Here is a 17,034-nt window from a genome sequence, read left to right on the forward strand (position 1 = left end):
GGATTAACTTATGGTACAATTGTCAACGTTATTTTTGTTAGTTTTAGCTTTAATTGTTCTTGTGGTATTTTTTACCATTATTCCTGTAGGATTATGGATTTCTGCAATTGCTGCGCAAGTAAGGGTTGGTTTATTTACGCTTGTTGGAATGAGATTTAGAAGAGTGCCACCTGCAAAAATTGTTTTACCCTTAATTAAAGCAGTAAAAGCTGGTTTAGGTTTAGATTTAGATATTGGTAAATTAGAGGCTCATTACTTAGCAGGAGGTAATGTAGATAGAGTAGTAGATGCTCTAATAGCAGCACAAAGAGCAGGTATTGATTTAAACTTTTCAAGAGCAGCAGCTATTGATTTAGCAGGTAGAGATGTAAAAGAGGCAGTAATGGTATCTGTTACTCCTAAAGTTATTGAAACTCCAATTGTAGCTGCAATGGCAAAGGATGGAATACAAGTTAAAGCAACAGCTAGAGTTACAGTAAGGGCAAATATTGAACGTTTAGTTGGGGGAGCGGGAGAAGAAACAATAATAGCGAGAGTTGGAGAAGGTATTGTTTCAACAATTGGTAGTGCAGCTTCCCATAAAAATGTACTAGAAAATCCTGATAGTATTTCTAAAACAGTTTTATCTAAAGGATTAGATGCTGGAACAGCATTCGAAATTTTATCTATTGATATTGCAGATGTTGATGTAGGTAAAAATATAGGGGCTGAACTACAAACAGACCAAGCAGAAGCTGATAAGAAAATTGCTCAAGCAAAAGCTGAAGAACGTAGAGCAATGGCTGTAGCGAGAGAACAAGAAATGAAAGCAAGTGTTGAAGAAATGAGAGCTAAAGTTGTAGAGGCAGAGGCTGAAGTACCAAGGGCTATGGCACAGGCTTTAAGAGAAGGAAAACTAGGAGTTATGGATTACTATAATTTACAAAATGTTTTAGCTGACACATCTATGCGTGAAAATATTGCTAAAACAACAAAGGAATAAAAACTAGATACAACACTTTAAAAAATAATATCAAAAGACTTTCACAAATAGTACGGAAAATAAGGTGGTGATTAGTTTGGACTTTGATATTATTGGCCTGTTATTTCTTTTATGGGCAGTTTTCTCAGGTGTAACAGGTAGCCAAAAGGCAAAGAAAGCTAAAGAAGAAAAGGAAAGAAGAGATAAGCTTAAAGGAATCCCAAGTCAGCAGATGAACAAACCTGTTATAGAGAAACAACAAAGGCAGGAAAAAGGCTTCAACCCTTTTGAAAAGCTAAGTGAAACCTTAGGTGATGTTTTAAAAGAAATTGAGAAGTCAGTAATAGAACCAGGAGAACCAGCTCCACGGACACCAGTAAAGACAAAGTATAAGCCTGTTAATGTAGAAAAGGAACTCCCAAGTAGACAAAAGGCTATGCAAATAGAAAAGCAAACTAAATTAGAAAAGAAAATTAGCCAAGAACAATATACAAAAGAAGGAATTTATCAACAAAAGAATACACCAATAGATGCGATTCAAAAGGGCGAACAGGGTTGGAAAAATGCTACTCCTGATTTTGAGATTGATTCTAAAAAGGTTCTAACGGGTATAATCTGGTCTGAAATTTTACAACCACCCAGGGCAAAAAATAAGCTTAGAAATAATTTAATGAGAAGATAAAAAAGGGCTGTCTTAATGATTGAATTCATTTAAAGACAGCTCTTTTTATTTTCTGAAAGATCGTTTTTTATATTTATAATTTAATTTAGCTCCTTCATGAAATCGCTTAACTTTTTATCCTGTAAAAACTCAACAAATTGATTATTTAGCTTTTCAGGTATACCTTGAAAGATACACTGATTAAAAGGACAGGTAATATTATTAGTAGGACAACCTGCAATTGTAATAGATCCTTCTATTGATTCAAAGATTTCTAGTAAATTAATATCCTCAGGGTCTTTTAAGAGACCAAAACCACCTTTAGGACCACGTACAGAACGTAAAAAACCTGCTTTAACTAGTCTTTGCAATACTTTAGATAAATGAGCTTCAGAAAAGTTAGTTTTTCTCGCGATATCTTTAACACTAACTAATTCTTTGTTTTCAATTGTTATAAAAACCATGCTATGCAGAGCTAAGGATACCATTTCAGAAATGTGAAATACGCCTGGCAATTTGTTCACCTCGAGTAAAAATAATAATATTAGTATAATATAAGTATTACACAAAAGATGGGATAATAGTTACCTATTATCCCATCTTAATTAAATTAATTTAGCAATATCATTTTCTACAGTATCAATTCCACTAATATTAAATGTTTCAACTAAGAAGTTTACTACTGTAGGAGATAAGAATGCTGGTAATGTAGGTCCTAAGTGAATATTTTTAACACCTAGATATAAAAGAGCTAGTAAAACTGTAACTGCTTTTTGCTCATACCATGCAATATTATATACAATTGGTAATTCATTGATATCTTCTAATTCAAAAGCTTCTTTTAATTTTAATGCTATTACAGCTAATGAATAAGAATCATTACACTGTCCAGCATCTAAAACTCTTGGAATTCCACCAATATCGCCTAAATCAAGTTTATTGTAACGATATTTAGCACAACCAGCAGTAAGAATAACCGTATCTTGTGGTAATTTTTTAGCAAAATCAGTATAGTATTCTCTAGACTTCATTCTACCATCGCAACCAGCCATTACAACGAACTTTTTAATTGCGCCTGATTTTACGGCATCGATAACTTTATCAGCTAAAGAAAGAACAGTGCTATGTGCAAAACCGCCTACAATTTCTCCAGTTTCAATTTCTGTTGGAGCAGGACAAGTTTTAGCTAATTCAATAATTTCAGAAAAGTCTTTTTCTCCTTCTTTGCCGGTGATATGCTTTACTCCAGCAAATCCAACTACACTTGTAGTAAATATTCTATCTTTATATGAATCACGAGGAGGAATAATACAGTTAGTAGTCATTAAAATAGGACCATTAAATGATTCGAATTCTTTATTTTGTAACCACCAAGCATTTCCGTAATTACCTTTGAAATTATCATATTTCTTAAATTCTGGGTAATAGTGAGCTGGAAGCATTTCACCGTGAGTATATACATCTACTCCACTATCTTTAGTTTGTTTTAATAATTGCTCTAAATCTTTTAAATCATGTCCACTAATCAGTATTCCAGGGTTAGTGTCTACGCCAATATTTACTTTTGTGATTTCTGGAGTACCGTAAGTTTCAGTATTAGCTTTGTCTAATAAAGCCATTACATCTACAGCAAATTTTCCACATTCTACAACTAAAGCTATTAATTGATCAAGTGGTAACTCTTCGGTAGTGGATTTTAAACCTTTTTTCATAAAATTAAAAATACTTTCATCCTTATAGCCAAGTACATAAGCATGCTTGGCATAAGCAGCCATTCCTTTAATTCCATAAGTTAAAAGTTCTCTTAAAGATCTAATATCTTCGTTTTCAGCAGCTAAAATACCAATATACTGTGCTTTTTCTTTCATTTCATCTTCTGAATCTGTATACCATGAAGCTGCATCATGAAATTCGTCTACTTTTACATCTTTGGCCAATAATTCCTTTTTAAGTTCTTCTTTTAAGCTTAAACCCTCTTTAATCTTAGCTAAAATTACATGATCATCGAAGTTAGCATTAGTAATAGTCATAAATAAGCTTTCCATGATATAGAAATCATATTTTTTTGTATCAAATCCTAATTCGTCTGCTTTAAGAGCATAAATAGAAAGTCCCTTCGCTACATAGATTACTAAATCTTGTAGTCTAGCAGTTTGATCTTCTTTACCACACACACCTCTTACTGAACAACCTTTTCCTGCGGCAGTTTCTTGACACTGATAGCAAAACATACTCATTTATTTTTCCCCCTAAATTTTCTTTTTATTTAACACTTTATAAGTATAATAGTATTTAAATACCTAAATGTCAATAATTAAATTAAAGTTGTTGCATAAAAAATGTTTTAAGACAAATACTAAAAGAACGAAATCATAAACTGTATGGATTCATTTAAGACTAAATACTTTGGAGGTAATGTTTTGGATCTGTTTTTGAAAATAATTATCCAGACTATTATAGCGTTTTTTGCAATTTTATTTTTAACTAGAATTTTAGGTAAACAACAAATAGCTCAACTAACTTTTTATGAATATATTAATGGAATAACCTTTGGTTCAATTGCAGCGACTATGGCAACAGATACAAGCCAAAAGATATGGGAGCATTTAACTGGGTTAGTTGTGTTTGCAATTTTAACGGGATTAATGTCTTACATATCGATGAAAAATAGAATTGCCAAAAAAATTATTAATGGTGAACCCGTAATAGTTATTCAAGATGGTAAAATATTAGAAGGTAATTTACGCAAAATGAGATTAGAATTAGATGAGCTCATGGCAGAGCTACGTAGTAAGGATATTTTTAGTGCAGGAGATGTAAAGATTGGAATTATTGAACCAAGCGGCGAGATAAGTGCTTTATTAAAAGAAGAATTTATGCCACTAACCAAGAAGGATATAGGGATTAAAGGTGATTCAAAAGGAATAAATATAGAATTAATTATAGATGGCCAACTAATTTATAACAATTTGCAGGACATAGGCTTAACTGCTAAGTGGCTTATACAAGAGTTAAAAAAACAAAAGGTAAATGGAATCAAGGAAGTGGCTTATGCGAGTATAAATGATAAGCAGGAGCTTTATATTGATTTATATCACGATAATATTAAAGACATGATTGATGCTTCGGATGAAGAAATCCCTTTTAGTATGAATACTATTGGCAAAAAGAAATAGAATATCCCTCATTTTCCTAGCATAAAGATATTAGGAAAGTGGGGGATTTTTTATGAAAAATATTAAACATCAATTTTCTAGCATGTTTGATATACCCAAGGATATTATGCTAGATTTGCCTAAAATATCTGTAATGGGCGATATCCAGGTATATATAGAAAATCATCGTGGAATTATTGAGTATAAAACCGAAAATGTTAGAGTAAGTACAACACTTGGCGAAATCAATATTGAGGGCGAAGAGTTAGTATTAAGAAACATTGGAGCTGAAGAGATTTATGTAGATGGTAAGATTAAAAATATTTCCTTTGAACGATAACTTTTTTAATATTCTTTTATGGTAGGTGGCAAATATGGGATGGTATTCATACTTTATGGGATATTTAATTATAATTATAGAAGGTGATTTTCCTGAAAAAGTAATTAATATGGCCTTAACTAGGGGTATTTTATTATGGGATATAAAAGCTATTGAAAACAATAAAATTATGCTTAAAGTAAAAATACCAGGCTTTAGAGCTTTAAGACACATAGTAAAACATAATGGTTGTCGTATGAAAATTCATAAAAAAGTAGGTATGCCTTTTAAACTTTCTTGGATTAAAAGAAGAAAAGGATTAATATATGGGTCTGTAATATTTTTTATAAGCTTATATATACTAAGCTCTTTTGTGTGGTTTATAGAAATAACTGGTATGGAAAAGATAAAAGAATCTGAGATAAACGATTTAGCACTGCAGTATGGTATAAGAAGGGGAGCAAATATCAATTCATTAGATTTAGATAAGTTAGAAATAGAAATGGCTGAAAATCATCCAGGAATTGCTTGGGTGGGGTTAGACCGTGAAGGAACAAAAATTAGTATTAAAATAGCTGAAAAGAGTCTAATTCCTAAAACAGAGGATCACAAAAAAGGACATTTGATTGCCCTGGAAGACGGAATAATTGAGGAAATGCTTATTTTACAAGGAACCCCTTTGGTACAAGAAGGAGATACAGTGAAAAAGGGGCAGATGCTTGTATCAGGGTATATTTACCCGGAGATAATAGTGAATGATGATGGTACTCAGTCTTTTGATGGCGATCCAGAATTAGTCAAAGCTAAAGGAGTAGTTAGAGCAGTTGTAGATTATAAACAAATAGGGTCATGTCCGCTAGAAAAGGATACATATATTAAAACAGGAGAAACAATAGAGCAAATAATCGTAAAATTTAAAAATAAAAATATAGTTATAAAAGGACCCAAAGAGGTGAACTATAAGTATTATATACAAACAACAAAGTCTAAAAATATTATGCCTTGGAGGAATAAAGATAATTCTGTAGAATTTATATCACAGGTTTATTACGAACAAAACAAAAAGAAAATTCAATATGGGCATGAGGAGGCTTTTAAAGAAGCAATTAAAAAGGCAGAAAAGGAACTTGGTTCTAAGTTTAAAAAAGATATAGAAGTAGTAGAAAAAGAAGTAAATTTATTACCTGGAGATAGTAACATTGTAAAAGTTGAAGTTACCTGGAAGTGTGTTCATAATATAGCTAAAAATCTGGTAGCAGAAGAAAAACCTCAAAATAAAACTGAGCAACCTTAAAAAATGGATAAAAAAGATTAATAACGTGATAATATGATAAAATAAAGATATGGGATAACAGTTCAATAAATATAGAGGTAACTAAGGGGGTAAGATTTTATTTTGTCAGATATGCAGCAAGTTAAAATAAAACTAAAAGATAATACAGAAGCAGCAGTTTTATATGGAATGCAGGATATGAATTTAAAACTAATTGAAAAAAATATTAAAGCTAAAATCACAGCTCGTGGTGATGAAATTGTTATTTCAGGAGATAATGAAGAAGTTTTAAAAGCACAAAAGGTTTTTAATCATTTAATAGAGTTAATAAGTAGTGGCAAATCTATTAGTGTAATAGATGTTAATTATGCACTCAATATTCTTAACGAAATAAAAAAAGAAGTAAAAGAGGAAGAGGATAAACCATCTAAATATTTAACAGAACCTTTATTATTTAGTGCCAAAGGCAAACAAATATCCCCTAAAACACTAGGGCAATTCAAATATATTGAAGATATAAAGAAAAAGGATATTGTCTTTGGTATTGGACCTGCTGGGACTGGAAAAACTTATCTTGCCGTTGTTATGGCAGTTAGGGCTCTTAGAAATAAAAAAGTTCATAAGATAGTTTTAACTAGACCAGCAGTAGAGGCAGGAGAAAAACTAGGATTTTTGCCTGGAGATCTTCAAGATAAAGTAGATCCTTATTTACGTCCACTTTATGATGGTTTATATGATACACTAGGAATGGAAGTTGCGCAAAAATACATGGAAAAAGGAATAATAGAGGTTGCTCCCCTTGCATATATGAGAGGAAGAACTTTAGAAGATTCCTTTATTATTTTAGATGAAGCTCAAAATACAACCCCAGAACAAATGAAAATGTTTTTGACTAGAATCGGTTTTGGTTCAAAGGCTGTAGTTACTGGTGATATAACACAGGTTGATTTACCTAGAAATGATAAATCAGGGTTGATTTTAGTGCAAGATGTATTAAAAGGGATACCTGAGATTAGCTTTCAATATTTAAATAGCAAAGATGTCGTTCGTCATCCTGTAGTTGCTAAAATTATTGAAGCTTATGATTTTTATCAAAGTGAGGCTGATGAAAGGAGGTAACTTATATGTTTCTTTCCAAGTTGCGAGAGAAATTACCAAAGTTACCGAGTCCTTTAATTAATTGGTTAGGACATGAAAAATTTAGACGATTGTTATCTATTACCGTGTTTTTTTTCATAACAATGGTAATTTTATCTATACACTTCCTTCCAGAAAGGGTCCCATTAGAAGAAGGACAAGTTAGTCCAAAAGATATTATTGCAAAAAGATATTTAACCTTTGAAAATGAAGATGCAACTGAACAAAAAAGGTTTGAAGTTACTAGTCATGTCAAAGATGAATATGTTTTAAAAGAGGAAGTATTAAATAATACTATCGGGGAAATGGGGACAATTTTCTCAGAAATACTAGCTATCACAGCAGACATAAATAGAACTGATAATGAAAAAATAGCAAGTCTTAAAAATTTAAATTTATCTTTATCCAATACAGAATGGAATAAAATAATAGCTTTGGATCCTATTAAAATTAATGCTTTAAGTAATCATACAAAAAGTATTCTTAATAAAGTTTTTGCTAAGGGTGTAAAAAGTGAAGATATTAAGTTTGCAAAAAGCAGAGCAGTAGCTGAAGTAGACTTATTAGAACTAGAACCTGTACATAGAAGCTTAATTAAAAATATTTTAAACTCTATTGAGTATAAGCCTAATTTAGTATATGACCCAGTTGCTACGGAAAAGCTAAAAAGAGAAGCGGCTAATGAAGTCGAACCAGTACAGGTTGTAATTAAAAAGGGACAAAGGATTGTAAGTGAAGGAGATATATTAAATAAGCATCAAATAGAAGTACTTACCTGGTTAGGGTATAAAAAGAATGCATCTCCTTTAATTATTTTAACAGGTCTTGCTTTATTTACAGGTTTAGTAATTTTGTTAGTAGGTTTATTTTTACAGCGCTATCGCAAGGACTTATACCGTGATAGCAACAAACTAGTCTTACTTATGCTACTGGTTATTATAACATTAATAATAATTAAAATTTTTCTTTCCATGACTTTAAGCCAAATCCCAGAAAGAGCTGCACAGGTCGGTCATTTAGTTCCAATTGCAGCAGGATCGATGTTAATCGCTATGCTATTAGATCTTAACTTAGCAATTTTTATCACATCTATCTTTGCGTTAATTATTGGAATTATGACAGGGGAAATGTCTTTTGCTTTAACAGCTTTTGTAGGCGGGGTTGTAGCTGTATATAGCGTATCACGCTTAAATCAACGCTCAGATTTAGCTAAAGCAGGTCTTTGGGTAGCTATAGTGAATGTAATAAGTGTTCTTTCGTTAGCATTACTTTATGGTCAAAACTGGCCTGTAACTTTAACAGGAGTAAGCTTTGGAGTTGTTAATGGATTAGTTTCATCTATTATGACAATCGGACTGTTACCATATTTAGAAAGTCTTTTTGGAATCACAACATCTGTGCGCTTGCTTGAACTTGCAAATCCTAATCATCCTTTATTAAAAAGACTTTTATTAGAGGCAACAGGTACTTATCATCATTCTATTTTAGTGGGTAATTTAGCAGAAGCTGCTGCTGAAGAAATTGGAGCAGATTCACTTATTGTCCGGGTAGGTGCGTATTATCATGATATAGGAAAAATAAAAAGACCGTACTTTTTTGTAGAAAATCAGATGGGTAATGAAAATCCTCATGATAAAATTACTGCCTCATTAAGTACTTTAATTATAACTTCACATGTTAAAGATGGTGTAGAGTTAGCCAAAGAGCATGGATTACCTAAAGTCATTACCGATATCATAGCTCAGCATCACGGAACAAGTTTAATTAAATTTTTCTATCATAAGGCCAAGGAAACAGAAAAGGATGATTTAGTTAAAGAAGAAGATTTTAGACATATTGGTCCAAAGCCACAAAATAAAGAAATGGCCTTAATTATGTTAGCTGATAGTATTGAGGCTGCAGTAAGATCTATCAAAGAACCAACGCCAGGAAAAATAGAAGGTATGATTAGAAATATTATAAAAGATCGATTAAATGATGATCAGTTTGATGAATGCGATTTAACCTTTAAGGATTTAGATAAAATAGCTAATTCCTTTGTGCGTGTTTTAGGTGGTATCTATCATTCTAGAATTGAATATCCTGATAATGCTCTAAAGGCAATTGAAAAAAAGAAGAAAAAGGGTGAAACACATGCCACTGATAATAAGGAATGACCAGGATAAGATTGAAATATTAAAGGAATGGCAAGATAAATTAAATGAAATAGTAGAAGTTTTTTTTCCTGTGAAGAGATAGATGATGAAGCGGAAATAAGTTTACTTTTTGTTGACAATGAAAACATCAAAGAATTGAATAAAACCTATAGAGATAAAGATAATAAAACAGATGTGTTGTCCTTTCCTTTATGGGATCCAGAAGAAGAACTTGAAGAAGATGAAGAATTTCTCTTAGGTGATATTGTAATCTCATTAGAAACCGCACTAGAACAAGCAGAGGAATATGCTCATTCCCTAAGTAGGGAAATATGTTATTTATTTGTTCATGGCTTACTTCATCTAATTGGTTATGATCATTTAACTGATGAGGATAAAAATATTATGAGACAACAAGAAGAAAAAATTCTAAATTCTGTAGAGATGCCTAGATAAATATTATGAAAAATTCAAGTTTTAGGAAAAGCTTCTACATTGCTTGTAAAGGATTAAAATACGCGATTGTTACGGAAAGAAATATTAAAATTCATCTAATAATGGCTGTATTAGTTTCCCTTTTGGGCTGGTATTTAGGAATATCTAATTTAGAATGGCTTATTGTAATTTTAACCATAACTTTAGTGATCGTTTTGGAAATAGTTAACACGGTGGTTGAAAATATTGTAGACTTAATTACGTTAGAATATCATCCCCTAGCTGCTATAGCCAAAGATTTATCTGCGGGGGCAGTCTTAGTAGCCGCCCTTGGTGCAGCAATTGTAGGAGCGGTTACCTTTCTTAAATATTTAACCTGACTAACTTGGCGTAAGTCTCCCACCTCTTTAGTTGGGAGTCAAACTCCAACTAAGTCATGCATTTGCAGTTCTAGAATTTAGGTGGAGTGAAATAATCTCCACCTGAATTAAGAACTTGCTTTAATATAACCTGGGAGGGTTTTTGTGAATTATAAAGATTTAGTTGAAAAGGCGCTTAAAGCTAAAGAAAATGCTTATGCACCATATTCAAAATTCAAAGTAGGAGCAGCTCTGCTTTCAAACAAAGAAGAAGTTTTTACTGGATGTAATGTTGAAAATGCAAGCTTTGGGTTAACCAATTGTGCTGAAAGAACCGCAATTTTCAAAGCTGTTTCTGACGGAAAAAAAGATTTTAAGGCTATTGCATTAGCATCAGATAGTGATAAAATTATTACGCCTTGTGGAGCTTGTCGTCAAGTATTATTAGAATTTGGACCCCACATAGATGTAGTAATGGCTAATAATAAAGGAGAATATAAGGTTAATAAGGTTATGGATTTAATCCCTAATGGCTTTGATACTGAATATCTTGAGGAGGAAAATAAAAAATGAAATCAGGTTTTGTTACCATTATCGGTAGGCCTAACGCAGGAAAATCTACCTTATTAAATAACATACTAGGTACTAAAATTTCCATTATGTCGGACAAACCACAAACAACTAGAAATTGCATTTCAGGTATATATACGAATAAAGAAATTCAAATTATCTTTTTAGATACTCCAGGAATCCATAAACCTAAGCATAAGTTAGGCGAATTCATGGTGAATATTGCTGAAGATACTATTAAAAATGTTGACTTAGTTTATTACATGGTTGATGTTACTACAGATTTTGGTAGGGGAGATCAATACATTATTGATCGCTTAGCTAGTTCTAAAACTCCAGTAATTTTAATTTTAAATAAAATAGACTTAATGCCTCATGATAAGGTTTTAGAAATAATTAATTTTTGGAAGGATAAAGCTGTGTTTGCAGAAATATTTCCACTATCAGCATTAAAAGGAGAAAATGTAGATAGATTAATTGCAACTACTAGTACTTATTTAGAAGAAGGACCTATGTATTATCCAGAGGATACCATAACTGACCAACCAGAACGAGTAGTAATAAGTGAATTAATTAGAGAAAAGGTCTTACATTTAACTAGGGAAGAAATTCCTCATAGTGTAGCAGTAATAATAGAATCAATGGAAAAAAGAAGCAATGGGAAAGTATTCATCGTAGCAACGATATATGTTGAACGAGATTCTCAGAAAAAAATTATAATTGGTAAGGGTGGAGAGTTACTAAAAAAAGTAGGAACTTTAGCCCGTGGAGATATTGAAAGATTGTTAGGTGAAAGGGTATACTTAGATTTATGGATAAAGGTAAAAAAAGATTGGAGAAACAAAGACAGTTTACTGCGCAACTTTGGTTATGATAAAACACAAATATAAACTATAATAAAAACATATTTAAAAGAGGTGAACCTGAATTGGACGGCAATCCGTGTAGTCGAAGGTCAAAAAATTTAATAGGGTTTAGGGGAGCCGTTTACTTATAATAGCTTCCCAGTAAGGAGGAGCTATGAAGCAACGTAGAGAACAAAATGAAAGACTTCTAAACACAATTAGGGACCTAATTCATTCTTTAGAAGATAAAAAGCTTAAAGAAATTTTAGAAGAGATGCACTTTGTAGATGTTTCTGATACATTACTAAGTTTAAAAAACGAGAAAGATCAAAGCTATTTATTATCCCTCCTTGATAATGAGTTAGCTGCTGATGTTTTAAATGAACTAGAAACAGAATTAGTGGTGGAGTTACTAGAGAACTTACCACACAATAGAATTTCTGGAATTTTAGAAAAAATGCCTTTTGATGATGTAGCAGACTTTTTAGGAGAATTACCAGAAGAAGAGCAAGATAAGTTTTTGAAACTTTTAAGAGCCCATGATGCTGCAGATGTCCAGGAATTAATGGATTATGATGAAGATTCAGCCGGTGGACTTATGACCACAGAATATGTAGCAATTCCGGAAAACATTACGGCTGCTAAAGCAATTGAAGTGTTAAGGGATATTGCCCCAGATGCTGAAACTGTTTATTATGTATATGTTATAAATTTAAAGAATCAATTAGTAGGAGTTATATCCCTAAGGGAATTAATTGTTACTAGTCCTGATAGCTTAATTTTAGAAATAATGCGCAAAAAATTTATTAGTGTAAATGTTTGTGAAGACCAAGAGGTTGTAGCAAATTTAGTTTCTAAATATGATATATTAGCAATTCCAGTTGTGGATGATTTAAATCATTTAGTGGGAATTATTACTGTCGATGACGTTATAGATGTTATTCATGAAGAAGCTACTGAGGATATATATAGATTAGCAGGTACCTATTCTGGAGAAGAAGAAGTGACTGCAAAATATTTAACAGCAATAAAATCCAGATTACCGTGGTTGTTAGTAACCATGCTAGGAGGATTATTTTCAGGACACGTCTTAGGTAAGTTTTCTGATCAACTTAGTGCTGTTGTGGCTTTAGCCTTTTTCATTCCTTTATTAACAGGAATGGGTGGTAACGTAGGTACCCAGTCCTCGACTGTAACTGTACGCGGTATTGCAACGGGGCAAATAAATCCAAATACAGTTATCAAGACTATTTTAAGAGAATCAATGGTTGGAGTTTCTTTAGGATTAGTTTTAGGGAGCATGGTTGCTTTAGTGGCTTATGTGTGGCAAGGAAGTATAGCTTTAGGCGTTGTGGTAGGGCTTGCAATGTTAGGAAATATGTTTACAGCCGCTACCATGGGTACTTTAGTGCCTATTATCTTTAAAAAGGTTGGTGTAGATCCAGCTGTAGCCTCAGCTCCTTTTATTACCACGTCTATTGATATAGTTGGATTAATAATCTATTCAACATTAGCTACACTTTTACTTAATTATATGCTGTAAGTTAAAAAAATCAGTAGCTTAAAAGTTACTGATTTTTTATTTTTTTAAAAAATAGGCTTTATTTATTCCGAGTAATATAGTAGAATATAATTAACAAATGATAATGTTTATCAATATCAATTAGGAGGTTGCTTATGGTATTAGCTGATGTTAAAAAAAATCAAAGTTTTAAGATTTTGTCTATTCCTAATGATATAGTTAGAGCTCAGACTATTAGATTTGGAATTAGCATAGGTAGTGTAGTTATTTGTGATGAAATAATTCCAGCAGGTCCTGTTATTTTACGAAAAAATAAACAAGAAATTGCTGTGGGAAATAATTTAGCAAAAGAAATATTAGTAGAACTAGTATAAGGGAAGGAGGCTTACTATGTCTCATTGTCATGGTAGCAATATACAGATAGATTTGCCTGAAGGTGGCAAAAAAATAGTATTAGCAGGTAATCCCAATGTGGGAAAATCAGTATTTTTTAATACATTAACAGGAATGTATGTGGATGTATCTAACTATCCAGGTACGACCTTAGATATTTCTCATGGGAAATTTAAAGATGATTTAGTTATCGATACCCCGGGGGTATATGGTATATCTTCTTTTAACGATGAAGAAAGAATTGCTAGAGATGTTATTTTATCAGCTGATTTGGTGTTAAATGTCGTTGATGCAGTTCATTTAGAGAGAGATTTGTTTTTAACCCAGCAAATAATCGACACAGGTGTACCAGTTATTATTGCACTTAATATGATTGATGATGCAGAAAAACAAGGTATTAAAGTAGATGCAGAATTATTATCAGATCTACTAGGAGTACCTGTATATAAAACAGTAGCTGTTGAATGTAAAGGAATTAGTGAAGTAATCAAAAACATTTACAATGCAAAGGTTGGTAATATTTCTCATAGTGATTTAACCGAGTTATTAATTAACATGAATACAAAAGTAGCCAATCAAGGTGAAGCACTTTTAATACTTGAAGGTGACCCAGTAATTTCAGAAAGACATGGAGTGGAATCTTTAGAGAACAGAGAAGAAATTTATGTAAAAAGAAGAGAAAGAGTAAATTATATAGTTGGAAAAACTGTTACAGAAAATAAAGAAGGTGTCAGCTTTAAAACTAAATTAGGTCGTTGGATGATTACACCTATTACTGGTTTTCCTATTTTGTTTATAGCCCTATATCTTATGTATCAAACGATAGGAGTTTTTGTTGCTCAAACAGTTGTAGGATTTACTGAAGAAACTATTATGGGTGGAATATATGAACCTTTTGTTAGAGGAATTGTAGGTAACTTTATCAATATTGAACATTGGTTTGGGTATATCCTAGCCGGAGAATATGGCGTTTTAACTATGACTGTTACTTATGTTTTAGGTTTATTAATGCCATTAGTAGTAGGATTTTACTTCTTTTTATCAACATTTGAAGATTCAGGTTATTTACCAAGAATTGCAGCATTAACTGATAGGTTATTATCAAGTGTGGGATTAAATGGCAGGGCTATTATTCCAATGATTTTAGGATTTGGTTGTGTTACTTTAGCAACAGTGGTAACAAGAATGTTAGGTTCTGTAAGAGAAAGAAGAATAGCAATTTTCTTATTGGCTTTAGCTATTCCCTGCTCTGCACAATTAGGGGTAATTGTAGGTCTGTTAGCCGGCTTAAGTCCTCTATATATTATGCTATATGTTATCGTGATAATATCGGTTATGGCGATAGTAGGAACATTATTAAATCGTTTATTACCAGGTAAATCTACAGATTTGTTAATTGACTTACCACCACTTAGATTACCAAGATTAAGTAATGTCCTTAAAAAAACTTATAATAAGTCTTATGCATTTTTAAAAGAAGCGTTTCCTTTATTTGCATTCGGTGCATTTTTAATAAGCGTTTTAAATTTATCAGGAGCTTTAACAAAGATTCAAGAATTTCTAGCTCCGTTAATTGTGGGATGGTTAAACCTACCTAAAGAAGCGGCTACTGCTTTTGTAATGGGTATTGTACGTCGTGACTTTGGAGCAGCAGGTCTTACAGACTTATCTTTAGAACCACTTGCAATGATAATAGCTTTAATTGTAATTACATTATTTGTACCATGTATTGCAGCAATTTTAGTATTATTTAAAGAACGTAATAAAACAGAAGCTGCTATTATGTGGTTTGGTTCTTTAATTATCGCATTTCTAGTAGGTGGAGTTGTAAATAAATTAACAGGCGTATTTGCAAATGAAAACACAGGTATTATTTTTGCAATTTTAATTTTCATGGCAGGGGCAGGTTTAACTTCATTGCTATGTAAGATCAGACCAAGATCTAAAACTAATATTAAAACTCTCTCCCAGGAGGGATAAATATGGAGAAATGCTCTCAATGTGGTTATGAAATTAAAGAAGGAGAATTTAGATGTCCAAGGTGTTTTAAAAGTTTAATTCATCTTGGTGGTTGCACAAATTGTGGAAAATGCAAAGAAAAAAGTTTGTTAAATAAAGTAAATAAAAAAATGAAAAATGACTAGAGATGCCCATGGGTATCTCTTTTTTTAAAGAGTTCAAAAATAAATAGTACTAAATTTTGCAAAGATATATTTACTTTATTTGTAAGAATGAGCTATAATTTAAGTAGGTGGAAAAAGAAGGTGAGTATACCTAACATAGAGATAGGAAAACTAATCTTGTAACATAACATCAGAAAGGATGGTTGGTATGCAGATCGATGAATTTTTTTGGAATTACTTTGAGAAGACTGGTACTATTAACGCTTATTTGATGTATAAAAATTATTATGAAGAAAAGGAAGCCCCTCTACTAGCGGTAAATGAAGAAAACATATAGAATAGATATTTAGTAGGCAATTGAATAGGATGAGTTGTATGAAAAATTTAGTTGTTACAGAAGGCATTATTTTAAGAAGCCGAAATTATAAAGAAGCAGATCAATTAATAACTATTTACACACAAAAGTTAGGAAAGATCACAGCAATTGCAAAAGGGGTACGTAAAACTAAAAGTAAATTAAGGGGTGGCTTACAAATTTTTAGTCATTCTAACCTTAGCTTATATATAGGGAAAAACTTAGCCACTGTAACGCAAAGTGAAAACATAAATTCCTTTTTGCCCTTACGATCAGAATTTGATAGGATGAACTATGCATCTTTCATTTCTGAATTAATTGACGCTTTACTACCAGAAGCTGAAAATGACGAAGAACTCTTTACTTTAATTTTAAAAAGCAAGTATTTATTATCTTTCTTAGAACCTTTATCTACAACTCATTTAATCGTAGTTCGCTTATTAGATTATCTAGGATATAAACCTGAGCTGGAGTCTTGCACCGAATGTGGGCAAGGTTTAGATAATAATTTAATATTTAGTCCAAACCTAGGTGGATTAATTTGTAGTGAATGTAAAAAGAATTTAACCTTCAAAACTATAAATATTAGTGGGGAAAGCAAGATAGTTTTACAAAAAATGATGGATATGGATTTACTTAAATTTAGTAGAATTAAGATTTCACCTAATGCTTTAAAAGAAATCGATAATATATTAGATGAATATATTACTTACATTTTAGGTAAAAGGTTAAAATCAAAGCAAGTATTAGATACAATATTATAAAAAGATAAAATAACATTTTATAAATAA

The 17,034-nt window shown here is 31.7% G+C and carries 19 protein-coding genes; 17 read left to right on the forward strand and 2 right to left on the reverse strand.

What is annotated here, in order from left to right:
• Positions 1 to 10: 10 nt before the first annotated feature.
• Complete coding sequence (floA, locus tag B8965_RS07235) at positions 11 to 982, forward strand: flotillin-like protein FloA (protein ID WP_084053177.1); 972 nt, start codon at positions 11 to 13, stop codon at positions 980 to 982.
• A 76-nt stretch (positions 983 to 1,058) separates the two neighbouring features.
• Positions 1,059 to 1,643 (forward strand): hypothetical protein, encoded by a 585-nt coding sequence (locus B8965_RS07240; RefSeq protein WP_084053179.1) that lies wholly within the window; start codon positions 1,059 to 1,061, stop codon positions 1,641 to 1,643.
• A gap of 80 nt (positions 1,644 to 1,723) precedes the next feature.
• On the opposite strand, the gene B8965_RS07245 is transcribed toward B8965_RS07240, so the two are convergent.
• Both B8965_RS07245 and hcp read right to left on the reverse strand, forming a co-directional pair.
• Positions 1,724 to 2,137, reverse strand: a complete 414-nt coding sequence (locus B8965_RS07245; RefSeq protein ID WP_200805892.1) for an RrF2 family transcriptional regulator — start codon at positions 2,135 to 2,137, stop codon at positions 1,724 to 1,726.
• 90 nt (positions 2,138 to 2,227) lie between these two features.
• A complete protein-coding gene (gene hcp, locus B8965_RS07250) occupies positions 2,228 to 3,859 on the reverse strand; it encodes a hydroxylamine reductase (RefSeq protein WP_084053181.1) in 1,632 nt (543 codons plus the stop codon).
• Between the two features lie 183 nt (positions 3,860 to 4,042).
• On the opposite strand from hcp, the gene B8965_RS07255 reads away from it, so the two are divergent.
• The 15 genes from B8965_RS07255 to recO all read left to right on the forward strand — a co-directional run bounded on the left by B8965_RS07255 (position 4,043) and on the right by recO (position 17,007).
• Positions 4,043 to 4,798, forward strand: coding sequence for a DUF421 domain-containing protein (locus B8965_RS07255; RefSeq protein ID WP_084053183.1), 756 nt, complete (start codon positions 4,043 to 4,045; stop codon positions 4,796 to 4,798).
• Positions 4,799 to 4,850: 52 nt separating this feature from the next.
• Entirely contained in the window at positions 4,851 to 5,117 is a 267-nt protein-coding gene (gene yqfC, locus B8965_RS07260; RefSeq protein ID WP_084053185.1) for a sporulation protein YqfC, read from the forward strand.
• Positions 5,118 to 5,151: 34 nt separating this feature from the next.
• Positions 5,152 to 6,390 (forward strand): sporulation protein YqfD, encoded by a 1,239-nt coding sequence (gene yqfD, locus B8965_RS07265; protein ID WP_084053187.1) that lies wholly within the window; start codon positions 5,152 to 5,154, stop codon positions 6,388 to 6,390.
• Between the two features lie 102 nt (positions 6,391 to 6,492).
• Complete coding sequence (locus tag B8965_RS07270) at positions 6,493 to 7,488, forward strand: PhoH family protein (RefSeq protein WP_423237167.1); 996 nt, start codon at positions 6,493 to 6,495, stop codon at positions 7,486 to 7,488.
• Between the two features lie 5 nt (positions 7,489 to 7,493).
• Complete coding sequence (locus B8965_RS07275; protein ID WP_084053190.1) at positions 7,494 to 9,662, forward strand: HD family phosphohydrolase; 2,169 nt, start codon at positions 7,494 to 7,496, stop codon at positions 9,660 to 9,662.
• A gap of 78 nt (positions 9,663 to 9,740) precedes the next feature.
• Positions 9,741 to 10,097, forward strand: coding sequence for an rRNA maturation RNase YbeY (gene ybeY / locus B8965_RS07280; protein WP_423237169.1), 357 nt, complete (start codon positions 9,741 to 9,743; stop codon positions 10,095 to 10,097).
• 5 nt (positions 10,098 to 10,102) lie between these two features.
• Entirely contained in the window at positions 10,103 to 10,456 is a 354-nt protein-coding gene (locus B8965_RS07285) for a diacylglycerol kinase family protein (protein ID WP_084053192.1), read from the forward strand.
• Positions 10,457 to 10,600: 144 nt separating this feature from the next.
• Positions 10,601 to 11,008, forward strand: a complete 408-nt coding sequence (cdd, locus tag B8965_RS07290) for a cytidine deaminase (RefSeq protein ID WP_084053194.1) — start codon at positions 10,601 to 10,603, stop codon at positions 11,006 to 11,008.
• Positions 11,005 to 11,895: a GTPase Era gene (gene era, locus B8965_RS07295; protein ID WP_084053196.1), complete on the forward strand. Its 891-nt coding sequence runs from the start codon at positions 11,005 to 11,007 to the stop codon at positions 11,893 to 11,895. The genes cdd and era overlap by 4 nt, the downstream gene beginning before the upstream one ends.
• A 130-nt stretch (positions 11,896 to 12,025) precedes the next feature.
• Positions 12,026 to 13,393, forward strand: coding sequence for a magnesium transporter (gene mgtE, locus B8965_RS07300; RefSeq protein ID WP_084053198.1), 1,368 nt, complete (start codon positions 12,026 to 12,028; stop codon positions 13,391 to 13,393).
• A gap of 134 nt (positions 13,394 to 13,527) precedes the next feature.
• Positions 13,528 to 13,746 carry a FeoA family protein gene (locus B8965_RS07305; RefSeq protein ID WP_084053200.1) on the forward strand — a complete coding sequence of 73 codons (219 nt, stop codon included), beginning with the start codon at positions 13,528 to 13,530 and terminating at the stop codon, positions 13,744 to 13,746.
• 16 nt (positions 13,747 to 13,762) lie between these two features.
• Positions 13,763 to 15,745, forward strand: a complete 1,983-nt coding sequence (gene feoB, locus B8965_RS07310; protein ID WP_084053202.1) for a ferrous iron transport protein B — start codon at positions 13,763 to 13,765, stop codon at positions 15,743 to 15,745.
• Between the two features lie 2 nt (positions 15,746 to 15,747).
• Complete coding sequence (locus B8965_RS12600) at positions 15,748 to 15,909, forward strand: hypothetical protein (RefSeq protein ID WP_200805893.1); 162 nt, start codon at positions 15,748 to 15,750, stop codon at positions 15,907 to 15,909.
• 187 nt (positions 15,910 to 16,096) lie between these two features.
• The gene (locus B8965_RS07315) at positions 16,097 to 16,225 is read left to right on the forward strand and encodes a YqzL family protein (RefSeq protein ID WP_144015882.1); all 129 of its coding nucleotides are present in this window, start codon (positions 16,097 to 16,099) and stop codon (positions 16,223 to 16,225) included.
• 38 nt (positions 16,226 to 16,263) lie between these two features.
• Complete coding sequence (gene recO, locus B8965_RS07320; RefSeq protein ID WP_159446307.1) at positions 16,264 to 17,007, forward strand: DNA repair protein RecO; 744 nt, start codon at positions 16,264 to 16,266, stop codon at positions 17,005 to 17,007.
• The last annotated feature ends 27 nt before the right edge of the window (positions 17,008 to 17,034 follow it).

The sequence above is a fragment of the Desulfonispora thiosulfatigenes DSM 11270 genome (assembly GCF_900176035.1).
Taxonomy (GTDB): domain Bacteria; phylum Bacillota; class Peptococcia; order Peptococcales; family Desulfonisporaceae; genus Desulfonispora; species Desulfonispora thiosulfatigenes.